This is a genomic window from Amycolatopsis sp. NPDC043889, from assembly GCF_056435645.1.
Genome location: NZ_JBWKEC010000006.1, coordinates 248731 through 273113, shown reverse-complemented (window position 1 = coordinate 273113; position 24383 = coordinate 248731). Strand labels below are relative to the sequence as shown.

The 24383-nt window shown below is 67.3% G+C and carries 17 protein-coding genes; 1 reads left to right on the top strand and 16 read right to left on the bottom strand.

Annotation, left to right across the window (positions count from 1 at the left end; genetic code table 11):
* Window positions 1–21: 21 nt before the first annotated feature.
* Window positions 22–426, bottom strand: a complete 405-nt coding sequence (locus AC0685_RS15230; protein WP_478226070.1) for a hypothetical protein — start codon at window positions 424–426, stop codon at window positions 22–24.
* Window positions 427–733: 307 nt separating this feature from the next.
* On the opposite strand from AC0685_RS15230, the gene AC0685_RS15225 reads away from it, so the two are divergent.
* Window positions 734–1369: a hypothetical protein gene (locus AC0685_RS15225; protein ID WP_478226069.1), complete on the top strand. Its 636-nt coding sequence runs from the start codon at window positions 734–736 to the stop codon at window positions 1367–1369.
* 70 nt (window positions 1370–1439) lie between these two features.
* On the opposite strand, the gene AC0685_RS15220 is transcribed toward AC0685_RS15225, so the two are convergent.
* The 15 genes from AC0685_RS15220 to AC0685_RS15150 all read right to left on the bottom strand — a co-directional run bounded on the left by AC0685_RS15220 (window position 1440) and on the right by AC0685_RS15150 (window position 24240).
* On the bottom strand, window positions 1440–5174 hold the full coding sequence (locus AC0685_RS15220) for a glycoside hydrolase family 2 TIM barrel-domain containing protein (RefSeq protein WP_478226068.1): 3735 nt from the start codon (window positions 5172–5174) through the stop codon (window positions 1440–1442).
* 22 nt (window positions 5175–5196) lie between these two features.
* A complete protein-coding gene (locus AC0685_RS15215) occupies window positions 5197–6654 on the bottom strand; it encodes a family 43 glycosylhydrolase (protein ID WP_478226067.1) in 1458 nt (485 codons plus the stop codon).
* Between the two features lie 2 nt (window positions 6655–6656).
* Window positions 6657–9191, bottom strand: coding sequence for an alpha-L-arabinofuranosidase C-terminal domain-containing protein (locus tag AC0685_RS15210; RefSeq protein ID WP_478226066.1), 2535 nt, complete (start codon window positions 9189–9191; stop codon window positions 6657–6659).
* Between the two features lie 351 nt (window positions 9192–9542).
* Entirely contained in the window at window positions 9543–10790 is a 1248-nt protein-coding gene (mmsB, locus tag AC0685_RS15205; RefSeq protein ID WP_478226065.1) for a multiple monosaccharide ABC transporter permease, read from the bottom strand.
* Between the two features lie 3 nt (window positions 10791–10793).
* Window positions 10794–12317 (bottom strand): multiple monosaccharide ABC transporter ATP-binding protein, encoded by a 1524-nt coding sequence (gene mmsA / locus AC0685_RS15200; protein ID WP_478226064.1) that lies wholly within the window; start codon window positions 12315–12317, stop codon window positions 10794–10796.
* A 4-nt stretch (window positions 12318–12321) separates the two neighbouring features.
* A complete protein-coding gene (gene chvE, locus AC0685_RS15195) occupies window positions 12322–13449 on the bottom strand; it encodes a multiple monosaccharide ABC transporter substrate-binding protein (RefSeq protein WP_478226063.1) in 1128 nt (375 codons plus the stop codon).
* Window positions 13450–13475: 26 nt separating this feature from the next.
* On the bottom strand, window positions 13476–14981 hold the full coding sequence (gene araA / locus AC0685_RS15190) for an L-arabinose isomerase (protein ID WP_478226062.1): 1506 nt from the start codon (window positions 14979–14981) through the stop codon (window positions 13476–13478).
* Entirely contained in the window at window positions 14978–15664 is a 687-nt protein-coding gene (locus tag AC0685_RS15185) for an L-ribulose-5-phosphate 4-epimerase (protein WP_465364253.1), read from the bottom strand. The genes araA and AC0685_RS15185 overlap by 4 nt, the downstream gene beginning before the upstream one ends.
* Window positions 15661–17334 carry a ribulokinase gene (araB, locus tag AC0685_RS15180; protein WP_478226061.1) on the bottom strand — a complete coding sequence of 558 codons (1674 nt, stop codon included), beginning with the start codon at window positions 17332–17334 and terminating at the stop codon, window positions 15661–15663. The genes AC0685_RS15185 and araB overlap by 4 nt, the downstream gene beginning before the upstream one ends.
* 148 nt (window positions 17335–17482) lie before the next feature.
* On the bottom strand, window positions 17483–18466 hold the full coding sequence (gene yjfF / locus AC0685_RS15175; protein ID WP_478226060.1) for a galactofuranose ABC transporter, permease protein YjfF: 984 nt from the start codon (window positions 18464–18466) through the stop codon (window positions 17483–17485).
* On the bottom strand, window positions 18463–19500 hold the full coding sequence (locus AC0685_RS15170; RefSeq protein ID WP_478226059.1) for an ABC transporter permease: 1038 nt from the start codon (window positions 19498–19500) through the stop codon (window positions 18463–18465). Before AC0685_RS15170 ends, yjfF begins: the two co-directional genes overlap by 4 nt.
* Window positions 19497–20999, bottom strand: a complete 1503-nt coding sequence (locus AC0685_RS15165; RefSeq protein WP_478226165.1) for a sugar ABC transporter ATP-binding protein — start codon at window positions 20997–20999, stop codon at window positions 19497–19499. The genes AC0685_RS15170 and AC0685_RS15165 overlap by 4 nt, the downstream gene beginning before the upstream one ends.
* A gap of 22 nt (window positions 21000–21021) precedes the next feature.
* On the bottom strand, window positions 21022–21993 hold the full coding sequence (locus tag AC0685_RS15160; protein WP_478226058.1) for an ABC transporter substrate-binding protein: 972 nt from the start codon (window positions 21991–21993) through the stop codon (window positions 21022–21024).
* Window positions 21994–22071: 78 nt separating this feature from the next.
* Complete coding sequence (locus AC0685_RS15155; RefSeq protein WP_478226057.1) at window positions 22072–23085, bottom strand: LacI family DNA-binding transcriptional regulator; 1014 nt, start codon at window positions 23083–23085, stop codon at window positions 22072–22074.
* Between the two features lie 108 nt (window positions 23086–23193).
* The gene (locus AC0685_RS15150; protein ID WP_478226056.1) at window positions 23194–24240 is read right to left on the bottom strand and encodes a LacI family DNA-binding transcriptional regulator; all 1047 of its coding nucleotides are present in this window, start codon (window positions 24238–24240) and stop codon (window positions 23194–23196) included.
* Window positions 24241–24383 lie beyond the last annotated feature (143 nt).

The following is a 24383-nucleotide window of genomic DNA, read 5'->3' as shown; positions in this document are numbered from 1 at the left end:
CGTCAGCTCACGACCGGATGATCAGTAGTCGTCACGACCCGTGAATTGTTGTTCGAGTAGTTCCGCCGAGCCGGCGACGAGTTCGAGCGGGTCGGTGAACTCGTTGATGTCGAGATTCACCAACGGCAGGGAATGGCGCAGCACCAGGTGCTCCCCCATGACCACCAGTCCCCCGACGACGATCGTGTTGCCGACCTCGGTCAGCACGGTCGCCAGGTCGACCTCGCTGACCCGCGCGAACGGTGTCGCGATCTGCACCCAGTCCTCGCGGCGGTCGAAGATCTCCCGTGCGATGACCACGGTCTGTGCCCGCTCTTCGTAGTCGTCGTCGCCGTAGGACAAGCGGATGCGAATTTCGTCCGGTTCGTCCTTCACGACCCGATATTCGTGTCGTACGAACGCGGCCAGATCGGCCCATTCCGCCATGATTTCAGTCTCCCTCGCAGTCGAAGATCAAGACTAGCGACTGCCCGGGCGAAGAGACCGGCCTCGGCCCGACATCACCCGGACAGCGGCGGCCCGCGCGTGTTCCGACACCGAAGTTTTAGCCCTGCAGGGTGAAACGGTGCCGTTAGGTCCTACGACCGGATCACCCAAGGTCCAGCGAGAGCCTGCAACAAAAGCCGGTCCTGATGACTTCGCGCTCGAAAATTCCCAAGCGAGCTGAGTCTGAAGCCTATCTCTTCTTGATCTTGTTGTAGTCTCTTTCAGCATCTTTGACAGGGGAGATCATGTGGCGAACAACGATCATGGCCGGTCAAAAACCGACCGGGCGAGAAACGTCAAAACCTCGGATCCGGCAGTGGCCGCGGCGCTTGTCAGCCGACGTGGAGCGATTCTGGCGGCTGTTATAACCGCGGTGTTGGGCCTGGTGGGCGCGGTGGTCGTGGCACTCATCAACACCAGTGCACAGCCGGCGAAAGGCGCCGACGACCGAGGTTCGCCATCCGGGTCGTCGTCGCAAGATGCCACCAGCGTGCAGCAACAGGGGAACAAACCCGCTGAAGCCGTCCCCGAGCAGGTGAAGCTCGATGCGGACATGGGGGTCGACCTCGACGCGTCCCGCGCCACCCCGGTGTCCGCATCGGGCCCCAACGGCGACATAGACCTCTATTTCAACGGAAGCTATTTGACCGCCAATCGATCGGGCCTGTTCTATTACTACGGAACCGAGCAGGAAGCCAAGGCGCAGTGCCCGAAGATCGTTTCCGAGGGAAAGGGAACGGTTCCCGGCCCCGAGGTGATATTCGCCGGTGGGCAACATTGCCTGAGGACATCCAAGGGAACGGTCGGATGGCTCAGCGCGAACGATGTCAAGATCGCCGAGAATTCCGGATACATCGTGCTCAACTACAAGTTGTTCAACTAGCCGACGGGTGCCGCGAAAGCCACTTTCGAGACATCAAGTGTCGTGAAAGTGGCTTTCGCGACGTCCAAGGTCACCCGCCGGTCGGCACCCCCGCCCGCGCTTCCTGCTGGGTCAGCGGCCGAAGCGACAGCGTGTACTCATACGTGCTGTCAGCTCGGACCTGACTGCGTTCCCGCACCGGGTTGGGCGTGTCCCCGACCCCGGTCACCGCGTGGCTCGCGTGCAGCGTGAACCAGCCCTTGTTGCGCTGCAACTGGAAGGGGTACGCCGCCCGATCGAGGTCGTCGAACGGCGTCACGCTGACGTCCTTCGCGCCGCCGATCAGCAAGCCACCGGACCGGCTGTCGGTGAGCAGCGCCCACCGGCTGTCGGTGTGGTTGCCGTGGTCCTGCGGCCGGTGGTACTCGACGTACTGCTGATCCACCGTGCTCGACTGCACGCCGATCGGCGTCCCGTCCTTCCGGTCGACGTAGCTCTCGGCTTTTCGCCCATACCACGCGAACCGGTCGTATCGGTCCGGCACCGCGAGCGAGACACCGATCCGCGGCAGATACGGCAGTGTGCGCACACTCCCTTGCGGCACCACCCGGTTGCCCATGCTCAGCGTCCCGGTCCGGTCGACGGTGTAGGTCATCGTCTGGTCGAACCACGCGCCGTCGACGTCGGGCGCCGCGACCCGGCTGTCGACGATCACCCGCACGCTTCGCGAGCCGTCCTTCTCGACCCGCACTCCGGTGACCGTGGTCTTCAACCGGTCCAGGCCGGCCTTGCGCCAGTCCTCACCCTCTGCCCTGCCCCAGGCGAAGGTTTCGTTGCTGATGGGCGCCCGCCATGCGTCGAGCTTCGGCCCTGCGGTCAGCAGTTCCTTGCCCTGGTACCGGATGGACGCCAGCGCACCGGTGGTCTTGTCCACCCGGTACGTGACCCCGGCCGCCGACGCCGTCACCGAACCCTCGTCCTCGACGACCCCGACGGACTTCCCGTCGAGCGGAGTCCGGTCCAGGCCCGGGATCCGCTTCCCGCCCAACGAGAACTGGTCGTGTGCCAGGACGTGTCCCCGCGCGAGCATCGGCTCGCTCTGCGTCGTCACCGCCTCGACGGAGAGGAACCGCTCTCGGTCAGCCGGATTCGGCGGCACGGGAACGGCGACCCGTCCGGTCGTCCCTGCGCCGACCCGCAACGGCTGTTCGCCACGGGCGACGATCCGGGAGCCTTCCTGGATCCGCCACCGCAGGTTCAGCTCGTCGGTGCCCTTGAACTGCCGTTCGTTGGTCACCGACACCGTGCCACCGGAATAGGCGAATCGGAGCGGCTGATGCGCCCACGCCATCTGCGCGGTCTCCGGCTGCGCCGAACGATCCGAGTCGATCAGACCGTCCACACCGGACAGACTGGAGCCGTACGACAGGTGGCTCCCCCGGTCCGTGACACTGTCGAAGTCCAGCGCCAAGACAGCCCCGCCCGCCGGTGTGGAGCCGGACAACTCCGCGGCGGACAGCGGCTTGTCGTAGATGCGGACATCGTCGACGGCGCCGCGGCCCATCCAGCCGATGCTCGACGGGTCGTTCCACGACGTCTCGAAGTCGCGGCCGATGTTGACCTCCGCCGAAGACGAGTCGATCGCGCCGGTGAACGGCTTGCTCGCTACCTCCTTGCCGTCGAGATAGAGCCGCAGGGCGGTTCCGTCATAGGTACCGCTCACCCGGTGCCAGTTGCCGTAGAAGTCGGCGGGCACCTTCGCCTGCACCGCCTGCCACGTTCCACTGTGGATGAAGAACTCCAGCGTGTCCTGCGTCTTCATCTTGAGCGCGTACTGGTGGTCTCCCTTGCCGAGGATGCGGAAATCGCCGGTCCACTTCCCCGGTTTCACCCAGGCGTCCAAGGTCAGCGCCTTCCCGGTGATGTCGAGTTTGCGGTCGCGGTAGACCTCGACGAAATCGTCCAGCCCGGACAGTCCCAGCGCCTTGCCGCGATGACCTTCGATCAGATCCGGCTTTCCACTGATATGCGCCGAGATGTCGTTGCCCGACGCATCGGGCGTGATCCGGATCGGCTGCCGGATGTTCTGCTCCGCCCAGTCCCAGATGAACCCGCCCTGAGTCTGCGGATTCGCCCGGATCGTATCCCAGAACTCCCGGAAGTTGCCGAGACTGTTGCCCATGGCGTGGGCGTACTCGCCGAAGATCAGCGGTTTGGTGGTGTTCTTCGCCTGCTCGGCGAACTTCTCCGGAGACGGATATCGCGGCCCCCACACATCCGCGAACGGCGCGTCCCCGTCCGGACTGTTCGACTGGTGGTAGATCGGCCGGGTCGGTTCGTTCGCGTCCAGCCATTCCGCCAGCGCGAAGTGATGCGCGCCGAGGCCCGCCTCGTTGCCGGTGTCCCACAGGAAGACGCTCGGGTGGTTCTTGTCCCGTTCGACCATGCCGATCATGCGATCGAAGAACGCGTCCCGCCAAGCCGGGTCGTTCGCCTGGCAGTACCGGGCGCAGTTCTCGTGGTTGTGGGTCTCGATGTCGATCTCGTCGTCGATCCAGAGCCCGTGCCGGTCGGCCAGCTCGTAGAAATAGGGATCCGACGGGTAGTGCGAGGTGCGGACCGCGTTGACGTTGAGCTGCTTCATCAGCGCGACGTCGCGTTCCTGCGCACGCCGGGGCACGTGCCTGCCGTGGTCGGGGTCGGTCTCCGCCCGGTTGACGCCCTTGAAGAGCACCCGTTTCCCGTTGACCAGCAACTGTTCGTCGCGGATCTCGATCTCGCGGAAGCCCACCGTCTCGCTGGTGATGTGCGTGACGCGGCCGTCGGGCGCGCTCAACGTGAGTACCGCCGTGTACAGGTTCGGTGTCTCGTCGGTCCACTTCGCCGGGTTGCGGACGGGCAGGTTCAGCGTGGTCTTGCCACCGGCCTCGACCTCACCGCTCGCGGCCCCGGCCTCCTTGCCCGCGGCGTCGCGCAGGCTCAGCCCGACACGGTGCTTGCCGGTGGTCCCGCCGGGTTTGGTGGCGACCTCGACCGCGGCCTTGAGGGTGGCGTCGGTATAGGTCGCGTCGAGGTCCGTCGTCAGCCCGACGTCCTGGATGAACGTACGCGGCGCCGAATGCAGGGTCACCGAGCGGAAGATGCCCGAGTACCGCCACTGGTCGACGTCCTCCAGATAGGCGCCCGCGCTCCAGCGGTGCACCTGGACGGCGATCCGGTTCGAGCCCGGTCGCAGCGCGGAGGAGAGGTCGAACTCCGCCGGCGTGTAGCCGCCTTGGTCGTAGCCGATGTACTTCCCGTTGACCCAGACGAAGTACGCCGACGTGACACCCTCGAAGCGCAGGAAGGTCTCGCGTTCCGTCCAGTCCGCGGGCAGGGTGAAGTCACGGACGTAGGCGCCGGTCGGGTTGACGTCACGCGGGACGCGCGGCGGGTCGTCGGGCTGGATCTCGGTGGCGATGTTGCGGAAGATCGGATGGTCCAGACCGTCCGTCTGCCAAGTGTGCGGCACGGACACTTCGCGCCAGCGCGACGCGTCGTAGCCGTCCTCGTGGAATCCCGCCGGGACCTGCGACGGGTTGTCCGCCATCGCGATCCGCCACTTGCCGTCGAGCGACATCGTGTACGGACTGCGTTCATCTCGGCGGGCCGCGGCGGAGACGTCGGCGTAGGGACGTAGGAATGCGTGCGGTGGCTCCTGGCCTTCGGCGACTTTTCGTGGATCGTCGAGATAGGACTGGACGTCGGCGGCCGCCGGAGCGGCGGCCGCGACGAGGGTCCCGGCGAGCATCGCCAGGACCACGACGATGGGGCGTGTTCGCAGCACTGCGTTCAACCTCCCAGAGAGTTCAGCTGAGCCGGAAGCTGACCCGTTGACGATCCCGCACCGCGGTACCGGGACGAAAGACCAAGATCCTTCCCTTGTCGTGGGCCAAATAGGTGGCAGGCTCACCCGCAAGGCGGAACGACACCGCCAGCCGGTCGGAAAGGCCCGGCACCTGGGTGAAACTCGCCGCCCGGCCGTACGCGTCGCTCTCCTCGTACGGATCGATCCGCACGGTCGAGGCATCGACCACCCGGACGTAGCGGTCCGGGAAGTTCACCGATTGCAGTGCGACGGTTCCCGCTCCGCGGAACCCCGCGACGATCCGGAACTGCGAGTCGGCGAGCTCGCGGACGTTGCCGCCGGCGGTCAGCCGGTACTCGTAGTGCCGCACGTACAACGCCGGATCGTCCAATGGGGACAGTCGCACGCAAGGACCGCCTTTGCCCACCGGGACACCGAAACTCGGTGTCCCGTCGGCGTTCCAGTACAGCCGCTGGACTCTCGTATGCCGGTTCGGGTCGTACAGCGGGTCGCCGGTGATGTCGCGGTAGTCGCGGGCGTGGTACACGAGCACGTCGGACCCGTCCTCGGCGACGGTGAACGAGTTGTGCCCCGGCCCGTACTGCCGGGTGGCCTCGTTCGTGGTGAACACCGGCTGAGGTGACTTGGTCCACGACCGCGGGTCGAGCAGGTCCGAACGTTCGTCCGCGGTGAGCAACCCCATGCAGTAGCGCGCGTCGGTGGCGCTCGCCGAGTAGGTCATGAACACCCGCCCGTTGCGGACGATCACCGCCGGCCCCTCGTTGACCTTGAACCCCTGGATCTCCCACGGCAGCGTGGGCACCGCGAGCCGGACGGGTTCACCCTTGAGCGCCAGTGGCGAGGCCATCTCGGCGAGGTACAGGTTGCTGTTGGTCGCGATGCCGGGTTCGCTCTGCGCCCAGGCGAAATAGCGTTTGCCCCGATGCTCGAACGTCGTCGAATCGAGGGTGAAGGTGTCCCATTTGGTCACCATCTGCCCGCGCAGCACCCACGTGCCCGCGCGTGGATCATCCGAAGTGGACTCGAGCACGTAGGTCCGGATGCGGAAGACGTCGTCCGAGTCACCCGCGGCGAAGTAGACGTACCAGCGCCCGTCGATCCGATGCAGTTCCGGCGCCCAGATGTGACCGCCCATCTTCCCGGACGACGGACGTCGCCAGATCGTCGTCTCCCTCGCGGTGGCCAGGCCGTCGATCGTGGCGGCGCCACGCACGACGATGCGGTCGTACTCCGGCACCGAACCGGTCAGGTAGTACATCCCGTTCACCGGCCGGGTGATGAACGGATCGGCCCGCTGTTCGACCAGCGGATTCCGGGTGGTCAACGACGCGGGAGCGGCCTCGGCGGCTTGGGCCGTACCCGGCGCCAGGCCGCCGACGGCAGTGACGGCCAAGAGACCGCCTCCGGCTCTGAACAGGTCACGACGGTCGATGGTCATGGTCATCCCCTCACTCGGGCCGGGAACCGCAGGAAGGTCACGGAGTTCGGTGGGAAGGTGTAGGTGAAGGCGTTCGACACTCCGGAGAACCGCGACTCGCGTGGCGCGATCGGCGTGCTGAAAGCGGTGTTGACGTCGTCCGGCGACCCCTGCAACGTCGTCACGCGAGCGGTGGAACCCGGCTGGACGCGGGTACCGAGATCGACCCGGGTCCGGGCGGCCGTGGCCTGGGCGTTGACCACCTTGACCACGAGTTCGCCGGTCTTGACGTCACGGGTGACGACCTGGCGGAACGGCTCGGCGACCTTGTCGTCGGTGAACGAGCCCCACTTCTGTCCGTCGAGGAACAGCGTCACCTGACGGCCGCGGACCTCGACCCGCAGGTCGTACTGCCTGCCCGTCTCGATCTTGGTGTCGTTCTGGAGCAGGGTCTGCTTGCCCCCGCCTTCCGTCTTCTCGACGGCGGAGACGGTGTTGTTCCAGCCGCCGAGGTTCCACCAGTAGTTGTTGCCGCTGTCCTTGACGCCGAAGGCGACCAGGAAGCCTTCCCTGCCACCGGTCTTGGTCGCCTTCACCGAGAAGTCGTAGTTGCTCCACGACGGATCACCCGCGGTCACCAGGGTGTTCTCGGCGGCCTGGTCCGACTGGACGTAGGCGCCGTTCGACACCGCCCAGGAACCCCGTCCGGTCACCTTCGACCAGCGCGAATCGCCGCCGGAGAAGTCGTCCGAGAACAGCTGCGCGCCGTCGGCCGACGTGACCTTGACGTCGTCGTAGGCCGCGCTCGTCGCCCAGGTGGACAGTCCGATCGCGCCAGAGATCGGCGCGACCGTGGCAGGCGTGGCCGACGCCTTGCTCGGCACGACGTGGTCACCGACGTTGGTCATGAACAGCTTCTGCGTCTCGTAGCTGGCCGAACCCCACGAACGCTGGTTGTCGAACCAGATCATGTCCGGTTTCCACTGCACGTAATCGGTGTTCGCCAGCAGCGGCGCGTACGACGCGAGCTTGACGACGTCGGCGTTCCGCTCCAGCCCGGTCATGTACGCGGCTTCGGCCAGCGCGTTGCCGAACTTGTTGTCCAGCGACGCGTACTCACCGAGGAACACCTTCGGGCCGTTGCGGTCGTAGGTGTCGTAGCGCTGATTGTTCTGCAGGAACCACTGCGGACTGTTGTAGTAATGCTCGTCGACCATCGAGACCTTCGCGTTCCGGTTCAGGTCCCACAGCCGGTCGAACGTCGTGCCGGTGTCGTCCGGTCCCGAGTTGCTGATCACCGTGATCCCCGGGTAGTTCGCCGCGATCGCCTCGCGGAACTCGCTGAAGCGGGCGAAGAACTCGTCGGGCAGGTTCTCCTCGTTGCCGACGCCGACATGGGTCAGGTTGAACGGCGCCGGATGCCCCATCTCGGCCCGCTTCCTACCCCAGGTCGAGGTGACCGGGCCGTTGGCGAACTCGATCAGATCGAGGGTGTCCTGGATGTGCCGCCGCAGCAGCGCCGGGTCGTCGGTCGCCCTGTTCTGCCCGCAGCCGGTGACCAGCGCCGGGACCACCGGCAGCGGCATCGCGCCGATGTCCTCGGAGAACTGGAAGTACTCGTAGTAGCCGATACCGTAGGACTGGTTGTAGCCCCAGAAGTTCGCGTTCGTGGCCCGCTGCTCGACCGGGCCGATCGTGTCCTTCCACTGGTACGAACGCTTCCGTTCCCAGTTCGGCGCCTCGTAACCCTGGTGGCTTCCGGTGTTGACGAGGCATCCGCCGGGGAAGCGCACGAAACCGGGTTTGAGCGCGGCGATCTTCTCCGCCAGATCCGCCCGCATGCCGTTCGGACGGTTCTTGTAGGTGTCGCGCGGGAACAGCGACACCATGTCCAGCCGCAGCGTGCCACCGCCGGACGCGGTCAGCGCGAGCCTGCCCAGCGCGCTCGACTCCCGCGCCCGGACGGCGCCGGTGTACTTCACCCAGCCGTCGCCGCGGACCTGCACCCGCAGCGGATCGGCGAGCGCCTCGCCCGCGGGATCGGTGACGGCCACCGTGAGCGGAGTGCCCGCCGCCCGATCGGTCCGGGCGAACACCGAGAAGTCGTACTGCTTGCCCTTCTCGACCCGGATCCCCGAGTTGTAGCCGGAGTTCGCGACGCCGTATTCGCCACTGCCCAGGTCGAGCTTGAGATAGCGGCGGTTCCGTTCGTTGAGCCGCCGGTCGTCGTCGGCCACCGTCGCCGTGCCGGTGCCCCCGTTGAGCGACGTGGGCGCCCACGACGTCAACGGCGTGTACGACGCGTTGTCGGCCTTGTCGTACTCGAAGGACCGGTTCTGCACGAGCTCCGCGTACAGCCCGCCGTCCGCGGCACGGTTGATGTCCTCGAAGAAGACGCCGTACATCGAACGGTCGATCGTGGCACCACGTCCCGCCGCGTCCACGGCGAGGCTGTACTCGGTCGTCGGTGTCTGGCCCGAAGCGGTCTGAACGGGCACGAGGACACCGGCGGCGATGGTCAGGGACAGCACACTTATCCGGGTGGATCTGCTGCGCACAGCACTTCCTTTCGCGACGTTGCGAGGAAACCGGGGTTAGGAAGGTTCTTCGTGTTCTGCGGGGGTATGACGATCGGCGTTCCGCGGAGTGTTCTGTGTCGCGAAAGCCACTTTGGGGACGTCTGGTGTCTAAAGTGGCTTTCGCGACACGGCCCCAGGGCTCCACCCCGAATACGGGACGCGAGCCGGCAGCCGGCCAGGTCCCCAATGTCGCATTGGAGACGCTGAGTGTCTCCAATGCGACATTGGGGACACCGGACTGCGGTGGCGGGGGCTGTAGGGCGCTTTCCCGCATGCGATGCTGGGGAAGGTCCCCCTCACCGCTTGACATGAGGGGAAAGTCCCCGACCATCAGGCGGCGGTGCGGGCCCGCCGCTTGGTCCAAATGTCGTAGGCGACGGCGGCGAGCAGCACGAACCCCTTGACGAGGTTCACGCTCTCGGTCGGCGCGCCGATCAGGGACATGCCGTTGTTGATCACGCCCATGATGAGACCGCCGGTGATCGCGCCGACCACCTTGCCGACCCCGCCCTGCACCGCGGCGCCGCCGATGAACGCCGCGGCGATCGCGTCGAGTTCGAACATGTTGCCCGCGGTCGGCCCGGCCTGGTTGAGCCGTCCGGCCACGATGATCCCGGCGAGCGCGGAGAGCACGCCCATGTTGACGAAGATCCAGAACGTCACGGACTTGACCTTCACCCCGGACAGCGTCGCCGCCTGGAGGTTCCCGCCGATCGCGTAGATGTGACGGCCGAAGACCGCGCGCGTCGTCACCAGCGAATAGCCGATCACCAGCACCGACAGCAGGATCAGCACCCAGGGCAGGTTCTTGTACCGCGCCAGCTGCACCACCACGAACAGCACCACGGCGGCCGCCGCGACGATCTTCAGCAGGAACATCGGCAACGGGTCCACCTCCTGCAGGTAGTTCAGCCGGGCCGTCCGCTTGCGCCAGCGCGACGCGACCGCGCCCGCGATGGCCAGTGCGCCCACCAACAGGCTGACCACGTCGGCGCCGCCGAGCGGGCCGAGCCCGATGTTGCCGAGGTAGCCGCCGGTGAACCCGTTCGCCAGCGTCCGCACCTCGTCCGGGAACGGGCCGATCCCCTGGTTCCCGAGCACGGTGAGGGTGAGGGCGCGGAAGATCAGCATTCCCGCCAGCGTCACGATGAACGCGGGGATGCCGAAGTAGGCGACCCAGTACCCTTGCCACGCCCCGATCACCGCGCCGACGGCCAGCGTGATCAGCAGCGCGACCGGCCACGCCATGCCCATGTTCACCATCAGCACGGCCGAGATCGCGCCGGTCAGCGCCACCACGGAACCCACCGACAGGTCGATGTGCCCGGCGATGATGATCAGGATCATGCCGATCGCGAGGATCAGCACGTACGAGTTCTGCACGATCAGGTTCGAGATGTTCTGCGGTTCCAGCAGCGCGCCGCCGGTGAGGATCGAGAACAACACGACGATCAGCGCGAACGCGACGTAGATGCCGCTCTCGCGCGGGTTGAACGAGATCCGGCGCGGCGCCCTGGCCGGCGCGGCTCCCTGCTGGTCCGGGACACCGGTGACGGTGTCGGCGGAGGCGGTGCTCATGTCTTACTCCTGTTCCCTGGTCATCGCCCGCATGAGGACCTCTTGGGTGGCCTCGGCCCGGCCGACCTCACCGGTGATCCGGCCCGCCGACAGCGTGTAGATCCGGTCGCACAGACCGAGCAGCTCCGGCAGCTCGGACGAGATGACCAGGACGGCCTTCCCCTCGTCGGCGAGCCGGTTGACGATCGTGTAGATCTCGTACTTCGCGCCGACGTCGATGCCGCGGGTGGGCTCGTCGAGGATCAGCACGTCCGGATCGGTGAGGATCCATTTGGACAGCACGACCTTCTGCTGGTTGCCGCCGGAAAGCGTGCCGGTCACGCTGCGCACGTCCGGTGCCTTGATGTTCATGCTCTTGCGGAATTCTTCGGCGACACGGTGTTCTTCGTTCTCGTCCACCCATCCGCGCCGGGCGAGTTTGCCCAGCGCCGCGCCGGAGATGTTGCGCTGGATGTCCTCGATGAGGTTGAGCCCGTAGCGTTTGCGGTCTTCGGTGGCGTACGCGATCCCGTTGGCGACGGCGTCGCCGACCGTGCGCACCTCGATCTCCTTGCCGTCCTTGATCAGGCGCCCGGAGATGTCCTTGCCGTACGACCGGCCGAACACACTCATCGCGAGCTCGGTCCGCCCGGCGCCCATCAGTCCCGCCAGCCCGACGATCTCGCCGCGCCGCAACGTCAGGCTCGCGCCGTCGACGACGATCCGGCCGTGCTGAGTCGGGCTGTGCACGGTCCAGTCCTCGATCCGGAGGACCTCGTCGCCGATCCGCGGTTCCCTTGGCGGGAACCGGTTCTCCAGTTTCCGGCCGACCATCCCGGCGATGATCCGGTCTTCGGTCACCGTGCTCGCGTCCAGCGTCTCGATCGTCCTGCCGTCGCGCAGGATGGTGATCGAATCGGCGATCGCGGCGATCTCGTTGAGCTTGTGCGAGATCAGGACGCAGGTGACGCCGTCGTCGCGCAGGCCGCGCAACAGTTCGAGCAGATGCGCAGAATCGTCGTCGTTCAGCGCCGCCGTCGGCTCGTCAAGGATCAGCAATTTGACCTCTTTGGACAGTGCCTTGGCGATCTCCACCAGCTGCTGTTTGCCGACACCGATGTCGAGCACCGGCGTCACCGGGTTCTCCCGCAGGCCGACGCGCCGCAGCAGCTCGCCCGCCTGCTGGTTGGTCCGGTTCCAGTCGATCAGCCCGCCGCGGGCCTTCTCGTTGCCGAGGAAGATGTTCTCCGCGATGGACAGCTGCTGGCACAGCGCGAGTTCCTGGTGGATGATCACGATGCCGCGGCGTTCGCTGTCGCGGATCGCGGAGAACGCGCACGGCTCGCCGTCGAAGACGATCTCGCCGTCGTACGAGCCGTGCGCGTAGACGCCCGAGAGCACCTTCATCAGCGTGGACTTGCCCGCGCCGTTCTCGCCGCAGATGGCGTGGATCTCTCCCCGGCGCACCGACAGGTTGACGTCCTGCAGCGCCTTGACGCCGGGGAAGGTCTTGGTGATCCCCCGCATCCGAAGGATTTCGTCGGTCACGTCGCTACCTCAGCTGTTCCGCTTTGTAGTAGCCCGAATCGATGAGTTCCTTCTGGTAGTTCCCCTTGTTGAGGATCACCGATTCCAGCAGGAACGCCGGGACGACCTTCTGGCCGTTGTCGTAGTCGGTCGTGTTGTTGGTCTCGGCCTTGCCGCCCTTGAGCACCGCGTCGGCCATCTTGACCGTGGTCTCGGCGAGTTTGCGGGTGTCCTTGAAGATGGTCGAGTACTGCTCGCCGGCGATGATCGACTTCACCGACGCGACCTCGGCGTCCTGGCCGGTGACCACGGGGTACGGCTGGCCCGGGGTGCCGTAGCCGTTGCTCTTCAGCGCCGAGAGGATGCCGATGGAGAGCCCGTCGTACGGCGAGAGCACGCCCTGCACCTTGTCGCCGGAGCTGTAGGTCTTGGTCAGCAGGTCTTCCATCCGCCGCTGCGCGGTCGCGGCCTGCCAGCGCAGGATCGCCGCGACGTTGAACGCGGTCTGGCCGCTCTTGACGACCAGCGTCCCGTTGTCGAGGTACGGCTTCAGCACCGACATGGCGCCGTTGAAGAAGAACGTCGCGTTGTTGTCGTCCGGCGAACCGGCGAAGAGTTCGATGTTGAACGGTCCCTTGCCCTCACCGGGCGAACCGTCCTCTTTGAGGACCTTGAGCCCGGTGAGCAGCGACGTCGCCTGCTGCACACCGACCTTGAAGTTGTCGAAGGTCGCGTAGTAGTCGACGTTCGGGGTGTTGCGGATCAGCCGGTCGTAGGCGATGACCGGGATCTTCTTGTCCGCGGCCTCCTGCAGCTGGGTGGTGATCGCGGTGCCGTCGATCGAGGCGATCACGAGCAGTTTCGCGCCCTTGGTGATCTGGTTCTCGATCTGGTTCACCTGGGTGGGGATGTCGTCCTCGGCGTACTGGAGGTCGACCTGGTAGCCCAGCTTCTCCAGCGCCGCCTTGATGTTGTCGCCGTCGTGGATCCAGCGCTCCGACGATTTGGTCGGCATGGTGACGCCGACGAGGCCGCCGGCGGCACCTCCCGCGACCGCCTGCTGATCGACGGTCTTCTGACTCGAACCGCAGGCCGTCAGCGCGGCACCGAGGCCGACCGCCACGGCCAGTGTGGCCAGTTTCGTGAACTTCATTGTTCCTTCTCTCCGGTGGGGACCGATCAGAATCCTTGTGCGAGCCGGTAGTAGGCCTGGTTCCAGCGCATCCGGTCGGCGATCGAGGCGGGCGTCGTGGCCTGGTCGATCACCAGCAGCTCGACGTCGAGCATGGTGGCGAAATCCCGGATCGATTCGGTGCCGACGGCCTGCGTGAGCACCGTGTGGTGCGGCCCGCCCGCGGTGATCCACGCTTCGGCGGAGGTCGCCAACGACGGCGCCGGCTTCCACACCGCACGCGCGACCGGAAGATTCGGCAGCGGCTCGTCCGGTGCGACGACCTCGACTTCGTTGGCCACCAGGCGGAATCGGTCGCCGAGGTCGGCGAGGCCGATCACGACGGCGTCACCGGCGGCGGCGTCGAACACCAGGCGGACGGGATCCTCGCGGCCGCCGATACCGAGCGGGTGGATCTCGCACGAAGGCCGGGCGGCGGCAATGCTCGGGCAGACTTCGAGCATGTGCGCGCCGAGGATCTTCGGTTCACCGGGCCCGAAGTGGTAGGTGTAGTCCTCCATGAACGACGTTCCGCGCTCGGAGTCGCGGCCCATCGCCTTGACCGCGGTCAGCAGCGCGGACGTCTTCCAGTCCCCTTCGCCGCCGAAGCCGTAGCCATCGGCCATCAGGCGCTGTACCGCGAGCCCCGGCAGCTGCCGCAGGCCGCCGAGATCCTCGAAGTTCGTGGTGAACGCGCCGAAACCGCCGTCCGCCAGGAACGTGCGAAGTCCCTTCTCGATCCGGGCGGCGTAGCGCAGCGACTCGTGCCGCTCCCCCGACTCGGCCAGATCCGGCGCGAGCGCGTACGAGCCGGCGTACTCCTCGACGAGCGTGTCGACCTCGGCGTCGGGCACCGCGTCGACCAGCGCGACGAGTTCGTTGACGCCGTAGGTGTTCACCGAGACGCCGAACTTCAGTTCCGCCTCGACCTTGTCCCCGTCGGTGACCGCGACGTCGCGCATGTTGTCACCGAACCGCGCGAGCTTGAGCGAGCCGATCGTCTGGCGGCCGACCGCCGCGCGGACCCACGCGTCGATCCGGTCGGCGACCGACGGATCCGCCGCGTGCCCGGCGATGGTCTTGCGCGGCACCCCGAGCCGGGTCTGGATGTAGCCGAACTCGCGGTCGCCGTGCGCGGCCTGGTTCAGGTTCATGAAGTCCATGTCGATGGACTGCCACGGCAGCGCCTCGTTGAGCTGGGTGTGCAGATGCAGCAAGGGTTTCCGCAGCGCGTCCAGGCCGGTGATCCACATCTTCGCCGGCGAGAACGTGTGCATCCACGCGATCACGCCGACACAGGCGTCGTCCGCGTTCGCCTCGAGCATCACGCGCCGGATCGCCGACGGCTCCGTCAGCACCGGCTTCGCGACGATCCCGGCAGAGATCCGGCCGGTGTCGGCCAGCATCCGCTGGATCTGCAACGACTGACCCGCGACCTGTTCGAGGGTTTCTTCGCCGTACAGCGCCTGGCTCCCGGTGAGGAACCAGACCTCGGTCTTCCGCTGTGTGCTCACTTCTCTCCCTGCTGGCCGTAGACGTTCTGGTAGCGCGCGTAGAGCCGGTCCACGTCCTGTTCGGACAGTGGTTCCGGGGTTCCCAGCGCGGAAGCGATGTGGACGGTCTTCGCGACGTCCTCGACCATCACCGCGGCCTTGACCGCGTCGCGTGCGGTGCGGCCGACGGTGAACGGCCCGTGGTTGCGCATCAGCACGGCGGGCGAGCGGCTGGACCGCAGGGTCTCGACGATGCCCCGGCCGATCGAGTCGTCGCCGATCAAGGCGAACGGCCCGACCGGGATCTCCCCGCCGAACTCGTCCGCGATCATCGTGAGCACGCACGGGATCGGCTCCCCGCGCGCCGCCCAGGCGGTGGCATAGGTCGAATGCGTGTGGACGACACCGCCGACCTCCGGCATGTGCCGGTAGACGTAGGCGTGCGCGGCCGTGTCCGAAGAGGGCGCCAGATCACCGTGGACGACTTCGCCGTACAGGTCGGTGACGACCATCGTGTCGGCGGTCAGTTCGCCGTAGGACACGCCGGACGGTTTGATCACCATCAGGTCGTGCCCGGGGACGCGTGCCGACACGTTGCCCGCGGTCCAGATGACCAGTTCGTAGCGGGTCAGCTCGCTGTGCAGCCGCGCGACGGTGTCCCGCAGTTCTTCGAAGGTGTCCGTGATCTCCACGGCGAGGCTCATCGGTGCTGTCCTTTCCTGGCGGCACGGCGGCGGGCGGCGAGCCGGTGCATGACGTCGTTGGTCCCGCGGCCGAAGTAGTCGTGCAGCGCGGCGTACTCGGCGTAGAGGTCGTCGTAGGCCTTCACGTTCTCGGCGATCGGGCGGTGGACCGCGCGGCGGACCGAGCCCATCGCGAGGGCCGCGGCCGGGACGTCCGGATGCGCTCCGGCCGCGACGGCGGCGTGGATCGCGGAGCCCAGAGCGGGACTCTGCGCCGAACCGGCCACCGAAAGCGGCAGGTTCGTCACGTCGGCGTAGATCTGCATCAGCAGGGGGTTCTTGACCAGGCCGCCGGCGACGATCAGTTCGGTGACCGGCACCCCGGCGCGGTCAAAGGTCTCGATGATCGTCCTGGTGCCGAACGCGGTCGCTTCGAGCAACGCGCGGTAGGTGTCCTCAGCGCGCGTCGCGAGCGTCTGCCCGACGACGACGCCGGACAGTTCGTGGTCGACCAGCACCGACCGGTTCCCGCTGTGCCAGTCGAGCGCGACGAGACCGTGCTCGCCGATCTCCTGTACCGCGGCGAGCCGGGTGAGCAGTTCGTGGACGGAGATCCCGGCTTCCCTGGCATCGTCCACATAGGACGCCGGGACGCCGTGTTCGACGAACCACGCGAAGATGTCACCGACGCCGCTCTGGCCCGCCTCGTAACCCCACTGCCCGGAAACGATCCCGCCGTCGACGACGCCGCACATCCCCGGCACCTCGCGCAGTTCGGCGCCGTTCATCACGTGACAGGTGGAGGTGCCCATGATCGCGACCATCTGGCCCGGCTCCACCGCCTGGACGGCGGGCGCGGTGACATGCGCGTCGACGTTGCCGACGGCGACCGCGATCCCTTCCGGCAGCCCGGTCCATTCCGCCGCCTGTGCGCTCAGGCTGCCTGCCTTGGCGCCGAGAGCGCCCAGCGGATGGACGAGCTTGTCGTCCACGAAGGACCCGAAGCCGGGTGCGAGCTCCTCCAGGAACTCCGCGCTCGGGTAGCGGCTGTCCTGGAGAATGCCCTTGTACCCGGCGGTGCACGCGTTGCGCACGTAGGTCCCGGTGAGCTGCCAGACGATCCAGTCGGCTAGTTCGACCCAATGCCGCATCCGGTCATAGACCTCGGGAGCCTCTTCGAAGACCTCCAGCGCCTTGGCGAACTCCCACTCCGAAGAGATCAGCCCGCCGTAGCGCGGGAGCCACGACTCGCCGCGCTTTCGTGCCAGCGCGTTGATCCGGTCCGCCTGCGGCTGCGCGGAATGGTGTCGCCACAGCTTCACGTAGGCGTGCGGGTTCCCGCCGAACTCGGGCAGTTCGCACAGCGGCGTGCCCTCGGCCGTGGTCGGCACCATCGTGCACGCGGTGAAGTCGGTGCCGATGCCGATCACGTCGGCGGGGTCCGCACCGGCGGCCCGGATGGCTTCCGGCACGGCGGTGCGGAGCACGTCGACGTAGTCCGACGGCACCTGCAGTGCCCAGTCCGGCGGCAGACCGTGCCCGGTCTGCGGCAGGATCCGGTCGATCACGCCGTGGCGGTATTCCGAAACCGCGCTGCCCAGTTCCGCGCCGTCGCGGACGCGGACCACGACGGCCCGGCCGGACAGCGTCCCGAAGTCGACGCCGACGACCAGCGGCTCCCCTGTACTCACTTCTTCTCCCGAACTGTTAGCGTTCACATTTCTGGTCGAAATCCACGTTCATGCGTGCTTGGAGCCGTAACTCGCGTGCTTGGAGGCGGATCACGCGTGTTCCGCCTCCAAGCACGCGAGTTACGGCTCCAAGCACGCGAGTTCCGTCCTACGTTGCTCGCCTGCCGACGAGGCGTTGCAGGACGATGAAGGCGAACAGCAGCGCGCCGGTGATGATCGAGGTCCACCAGGAGTTCAGCGTGCCGTCGAAGGTGATCAGGGTCTGGATGACGCCCAGCACCATGATCCCCAGCACCGTCCCGAGGACGTAGCCGGAACCGCCGGTGAGCAACGTGCCACCGATGACGACGGCCGCGATCGCGGTGAGTTCCAGCCCGACGCCGTTGAGCGGATCGCCGGAAGACTTGTACAGCACCAGAAGCAGGCCACCGAGCGCCGAGCAGAACCCACTGAGCGTGTAGACCGAGATCCGCGTGCGGCCGACGTTGAGGCCCATCAGCAGCGCCGACTTCGGGTTCCCGCCGATCGCGTACACCGTCCGGCCGAATCGTGTTCCGTAAAGGATGTATGCGGCGGCGGCGACCACGACCAGCGCGACGACCACGCCGATCGAGATGTGCAACTCCCCGCCGAGCGGGATCTGCGTCTGCGCGAGGCTCGCGACCGTCGGGTCGTCGATCGAGTACGCCTGGGTGCTGATCGTGTAACACAGCCCCCTGGCAAAGAACATCCCGATCAGGGTGGCGATGAACGGCTGGATCTCGAAGACCTGGATCAGCACGCCCATCCCGAAGCCCAGCGCCGCGCCGATCGCCAGGACCGCGGGGATCACCGCGATGACCGACCAGCCCTGGTTCTGCAGCAGGTCGGCGGAGACCACTGTGGACAACGCCACGACCGAACCCACCGACAGGTCGATCCCGCCGGTGAGGATCACGAACGTCATCCCGACGGCGACGACCAGCAGGAACGCGTTGTTGATGAACAGGTCGAGCACGACCTGTCCGGAGCCGAACGCCGTGTAGCTCGACGCGCCGTAAACGTACGCGCCGATGAGCATCGCCATCGTCGCCAGGATCGGCAGATGCCGCTGCCGCGGCCGGTAGCCCTTGATGCGGTCGAGTGTCGTCATACCCCGGCCTCCACCTTCTCCGGCACGACGGCGGCAGGCGGCGGGGCCGCTTTTCGCCGCCGGGCGAGCTTCTTGCGGAACACCGGCGACTGCAACAGGCAGACCGCCAGCACGACCACGGCCTTGAACAGCATGATCGCCTGCGGCGCGATCCCCAGCGCGTACACGGTGGTCGTCAACGTCTGGATGAGCAGTGCGCCGATCACCGAGCCGGTGAGCGAGAACCGGCCACCGGTCAGCAGCGTCCCGCCGATGACGACGGCGAGGATCGCGTCGAGTTCGATGAACTGCCCGGCGTTGTTGCCGTCGGCGCTGTGCACGTTCGCGCTGATCATCAGCCCGGCGATGCCGGCGCAGAGCGCGCAGAAGACGTAGGTGAGCCAGATCAGCCTGGCCGACCGGAGCCCGGCGAGCCTGCCCGCCTCCGGGTTGCCGCCCACCGATTCGACCAGCAGCCCCAGCGCCGACCGGCGGACCAGCACCGCGGCGATGGCGAACACCGCCAGCGCGATGAGGATGGCGCTGGGCAGGCCGAAGGTGAACCCGCTGCCGATCCACTCGTAGGGATGCGAATTGACGGTGATGATCTGGCCGCCGGTGATCAGCTGGGCGATACCGCGGCCCGCGACCATCAGGATCAGGGTCGCGATGATCGGCTGGATGCCCAGTACCGCCACGAGCCAGCCGTTCCACACCCCGAGCGCGAGGGCCAGACCCAGTGCCATCCCGACCGCGGCGAGCGTCCCGCCGAGGCTGTTCTGGTCACCGAGTCCGCTGATGTGGAGACACGCCAGCGCGCCGCTGATCGCCACGACCGCGCCGACGGAGAGGTCGATCCCCCGCGTCGCCACCACCAGGGTCATACCGATCGCGATGAGGATCAGCGGGGCGCCGTTCTTGAGGATGTCGATCAGATTCCCGTAGAGATGCCCGTCGCGGAATTCGATCGCGAAGAACGCCGGGTGCACGATGAGGTCGCCGAGCAGCAGCGCCAGCAGCGCCACGACGGGCCAGAACAACCGATGCTTGGTCATCGTGCGACTCCTTCGGCCATCGTCGCCATGACGCGGTCCGCGGTCAGCGATTCGTTGTCCAGTACGGCGACCACCGCGCGGTCGCGCAGCACGACGACCCGATGGCTCAACCGCAGCACCTCCTCGAGTTCGGCGGAGATGAACACGACGGCCATCCCCTCGCTCGAAAGCCGGGCGACCAGCCGCTGGATCTCCGTCTTGGCGCCGATGTCGATGCCGCGCGTCGGCTCGTCGAGGATCAGCAGCCGGGGTTCGGTGATGAGCCATCTCGCGAGCAGCACCTTCTGCTGGTTGCCGCCACTGAGGTCGCCGACCTTCGCTTCCGCGTTCGCGGGCCGGATGTCGAGCATCTCGATGTAGCGCTCGGCGATCTCGTCCTGCCGCCGCCGCGGGATCGGCCGCGCCCAGCCCCGTGAGGCCTGCAACGCGAGCACGATGTTCTCGCGCACGCTGAGCTCCTCGACGAGTCCTTCGGTCTTGCGGTTCTCCGAACAGAACGCGATCCGATGGTCGAGCCCGGTCCGCGGCGTCTTCAGCGACACCGGCTCGCCGTCGATCCGCACGGAACCGCTGTCCGCGTGATCGGCGCCGAACAACAGCCGCGCCAGTTCGGTGCGGCCCGAACCGAGCAGCCCGGCGAGGCCGACGACCTCGCCCGCCCGGATGTCGAGCGAGAACGGCGCGACACCGCCCTTGCGGCCGACATCGCCCGCTTCGAGGAACACCGGCGCACCGGCGAGGTCGGACCGGCTGTGGCCCGAGTCCTCGATGTCTTCGAGTGCCTCGAGTTCCTTGCCGATCATCCTGGTGACCAGGTCGACCGGGGTGATCTCCTCTGTGCGGTATTCGCCGATCAGCTTCCCGTTGCGCAGCACCGTCATCCGGTCCGCGACGGCGAAGACCTGCTCGATGAAATGGGAGACGAACAGGATCGCCATCCCCTGATCCCGCAGCGAACGCACCACGTTCAGCAGCTGCTCGACCTCGCCGGCGTCCAAACTGGACGTCGGTTCGTCGAGCACGAGGACTCGCGCGTCGACGTCGAGCGCCCTGGCGATCGCGACCAGTTGCTGCACCGCGATCGAGCAGCTGCTCAGCTCGGCCGAAACGTCCACCTCGACGTCCAGCCTGGCCAGCAGCGCGGCCGCCCGGCGGCGCGTCTCACGCCAGTCGATGCGGCCGCGCCGTCGCGGTTCCTTGCCGAGGCAGATGTTCTCCGCCACCGACAGGTTCGGGCAGAGGTTCACTTCCTGGTAGACGGTGCTCACGCCGGAGCGCTGCGCTTCTCCCGGGCCGCTGAACGCGATCCGGGAGCCGTCGAGTTCGATCGTGCCCGCGTCCACCCCGTACACGCCGGTGAGCACTTTGATCAGGGTGGACTTGCCGGCGCCGTTCTCACCCATCAGGGCATGCACTTCGCCGGGGAACATCCGGAAGGAGACGTCGTCGAGGGCGACCACGCCGGGGAATTCCTTCCGGATGTGGCTCATCCGCAGCATCGCGAGGGGTTCTGTCATCGGGTCAGTACTGGCGTTGCGGCAGGGCGGCCTTCGCGGACGCCTGGTCGAATTCGGTCTCGGTGGTCTCGATGCGCGGGGGCACCTGCTCACCGGCGGCGACCTTCTTCACCAGGTCCATCAGCTGCGGGCCGAGGAGCGGGTTGCATTCGACGACGTGGTTGATCTTGCCGTCGGCCAGTGCCTGCAGGGCGTCGCGGACGCCGTCGACCGAGACGATCTTGACGTCCTTGCCGGGCACCTTCCCAGCGGCTTCGATCGCTTCGATGGCGCCGAGGGCCATGTCGTCGTTGTGCGCGTACAACACGTCGATCTTGGGCTGGGACTTCAGGAAGGCCTCCATGACCTCCTTGCCCTTGGCCCGCGTGAACTCACCGGTCTGCGACGCGACGACCTTGAACTTCGGGTTCGACGCGATGACGTCGGCGAAACCCTTCTTGCGGTCGTTCGCCGGCGCGGAGCCGGTGGTGCCCTGCAGTTCCACGATGCTGACGTCGCCTGCCGCCGAGCCGAACTCCTTGGCCAGCCACTCGCCCGCCTTCCTGCCCTCGGCGACGAAGTCCGAACCGAGGAAGGTCTTGTACAGCGACTTGTCCGGCGAATCGACGGCCCGGTCGGTCAGGATCACCGGGATGTTCGCCGTCTTCGCCTCCTTGAGCACGGTGTCCCAGCCGGATTCCACGACCGGCGAGAAGGCGATCACCTTGACCTTCTGCTGGATGTAGGAGCGGATCGCGGCGATCTGGTTCTCCTGCTTCTGCTGCGCGTCGGAGAACTTCAGCTCGATCCCGGCCGCCTTCGCGGACTCCTGGATGGACTTCGTGTTCGCCGTGCGCCAGCCGCTTTCCGCGCCCACCTGGGCGAAGCCGAGGGTGAGGGCGCCGCCGCCACCCGTTCCACCGCCACCGCCGCACGCGGAGAGCAGGAGCAGCCCGGCCACTCCGGCCACGATCGCCGTCCACGGTTTTCTTGCCACATCGACTCCTAGATCCGCACTGATCAGTTGAGTTAGCGTTAACACTTGTGCCTCGAGCCTTGAAGACGGCTCAGTGTGCTACGAAAGACCGGTGCTCTCCCGCACGATCAGTTCGGGGACCACCAGGTCGCGGTCTCGGTTCTCACCACCGTTCATCCGGCGGCGGAGCAGGTCGAACGTGCGCCTGCCGACTTCGACGAAGTCCTGGCGCACCGTCGTCAGCGGCGGTGTGTAGTAGGCCGCCTCGGGAACGTCGTCGAAGCCGACGATCCGCATCTCCCCCGGCACGTTCACCCCGGCTTCGGTGCAGGCACGGAGAAAACCGAGGGCCATCTGGTCGTTCGCCACGAACACCGCGTCCAGGCCCTTTTCGCCGACGAGGGATCGCCCCGCCGCGTACCCGGAACGCGCGCTCCAGTCGCCGCGGATGACGGGCGGGATCCGTGCGCCGTGCCGCTGCAGGGTCTCGCGCCAGCCGCGTTCGCGGTCGAGCGCCTCCAGCCAGTCTTCGGGTCCGGCCACATGCCAGACCGTCTCGTGACCGAGGCCGAGAAGGTGCTCCGTGGCGCGCCGCGCGCCGTCGTACTGGTCGACCGAGATCACCGGGACCGGCGCTTTCTCCCCACCGCCGACCGCGACGAGCGGCACGTCGCTGGGCGCCGCTTCCAGCGCGCGTGCGGCGGTGACATGCGGCGCGATCACGACGATGCCCTCGACGGCCTGGCGGCGCAGGCGCTCCACCGCGTCCGTGATCGACGACCGGCCGGGACGGCTGATGCTGGTTATGGTCGTCGCGTACCCGGCTTCGCGGGCGGCGTGCTCGATACCGCTCAAGGTACTGGCCGGACCGTAGAGATTGGCCTCCAGCGCGACCACGCCGAGCGTGCCCGAGCGGCCGGTGACCAGCGCGCGGGCGACCGAGTTCGGCCGGTAGTCCAGCTGCTCGATGGCGGCGTTGACGCGGACGCGCGTCTCGGCGCGGACCGGCCCGGTGCCATTGATGACCCGCGAGACCGTCATATGCGAAACACCCGCGAGCGCGGCCACGTCGGTGAGACTGGCCTGCTTGCTCTCGGTGGTTTCGCGCGCCATCGCCTGTCTCCCAATCCCGGTACCGTGTGACGAGTGCCGCAAGTGTTAGCGATAACACGAGCCGGGTCAAGCGCTCCCCGAGTCACAGTCGGGTCACGGAGCCCTGGATCAGCTGGAGGCGCGATGCGTGAGCGAGACCGGCAAGATCCGCTGGCGGGGCTTGAGATCCCGGTCGTCCATCACCGCGAGCAGGGTCTCGACCATCACGCGCACCTGCTCCCGCGGGTCCTGGTGGACCGAGGTCAGCGGCGGGTCCATCTCCGGTGCGAGGGTCGCGTTGTCGTCGAAGCTGACGACGGCGACATCCGACGGGATCCGCCGTCCGGCGGAATGCAGGGTGCGGAGCGCGCCGAGGGCCATCATGTCGCTGGCCACGAAGACGGCGTCGAGGTCGGGGCGCCGCGCGAGCAGGTTCGCCATCGCCCTCGCGCCGCCGGTCAGGGTGAAGTCGCCTTCCTCCATCAGGTCCGCCGGGTCGAGCCCGGCGTCGAGGAGGGTCTTGCGCCAGCCGGAGAGCCGGTCGATCGCCGCGCTCTGGTCCTGCGGGCCCGCGATCGTGGCGATCCGGCGGTGGCCGGCCTCGACCAGATGCGCGACCGCGAGCTTCGCGCCGCCCTCGTTGTCGAAGTCGACGACGTGGACACCACGCTTCAACCCGGCCGCCTGCCCGCCGTACACCACCGGGATCCTCAACTGCCGCAACGCCTTGGGCAGCGGATCGGTCCGATGCGGCGCGAAGACCAGTACGCCGTCGACGTGCCCGCCGTCGAGAAACCTGACCGTGCGGTCGAGATCCTCGCGGGTGTCACTGAAGATCAAGACCATCTGGCAGCCGACGTCGGCGAGTTCGCGATAGCCCGCGCGCATGACCGCGGTGCGGTACGGGTCGTCGAGCAGCCGCGCCTCCGGCTCCGAAAGCACGACCGCGACCGCGCCGGTCCGCTTGGTCACCAGCGATCTGGCCGCCTGGTTCGGGGAATAGCCGAGTTCGCGCGCCGCGGCCTGGACCTTCTCGCGGGAGCGCGCGCTGACGTAGCCGTCGTCGTTCAGCGCACGGGACGCCGTCGACCGGCTGACCCCGGCCGACGCGGCGACGTCTTCCAGTGTCGGCCTGCCGTCTTCCCCTGGTCGAGGCCCCACTCGCGCCACCTTCACTCTTCAACTCCATCCGGACACCGACAGCTTAGTGCTCGGCGCGCGACGACACTGAGAGCGCTCCCCTGATGGAAACACTCTCATTACAAGCCCTTGACACGGCCATACCTTGGCGACAGACTCTGCGCATCCTGGGAGCGCTC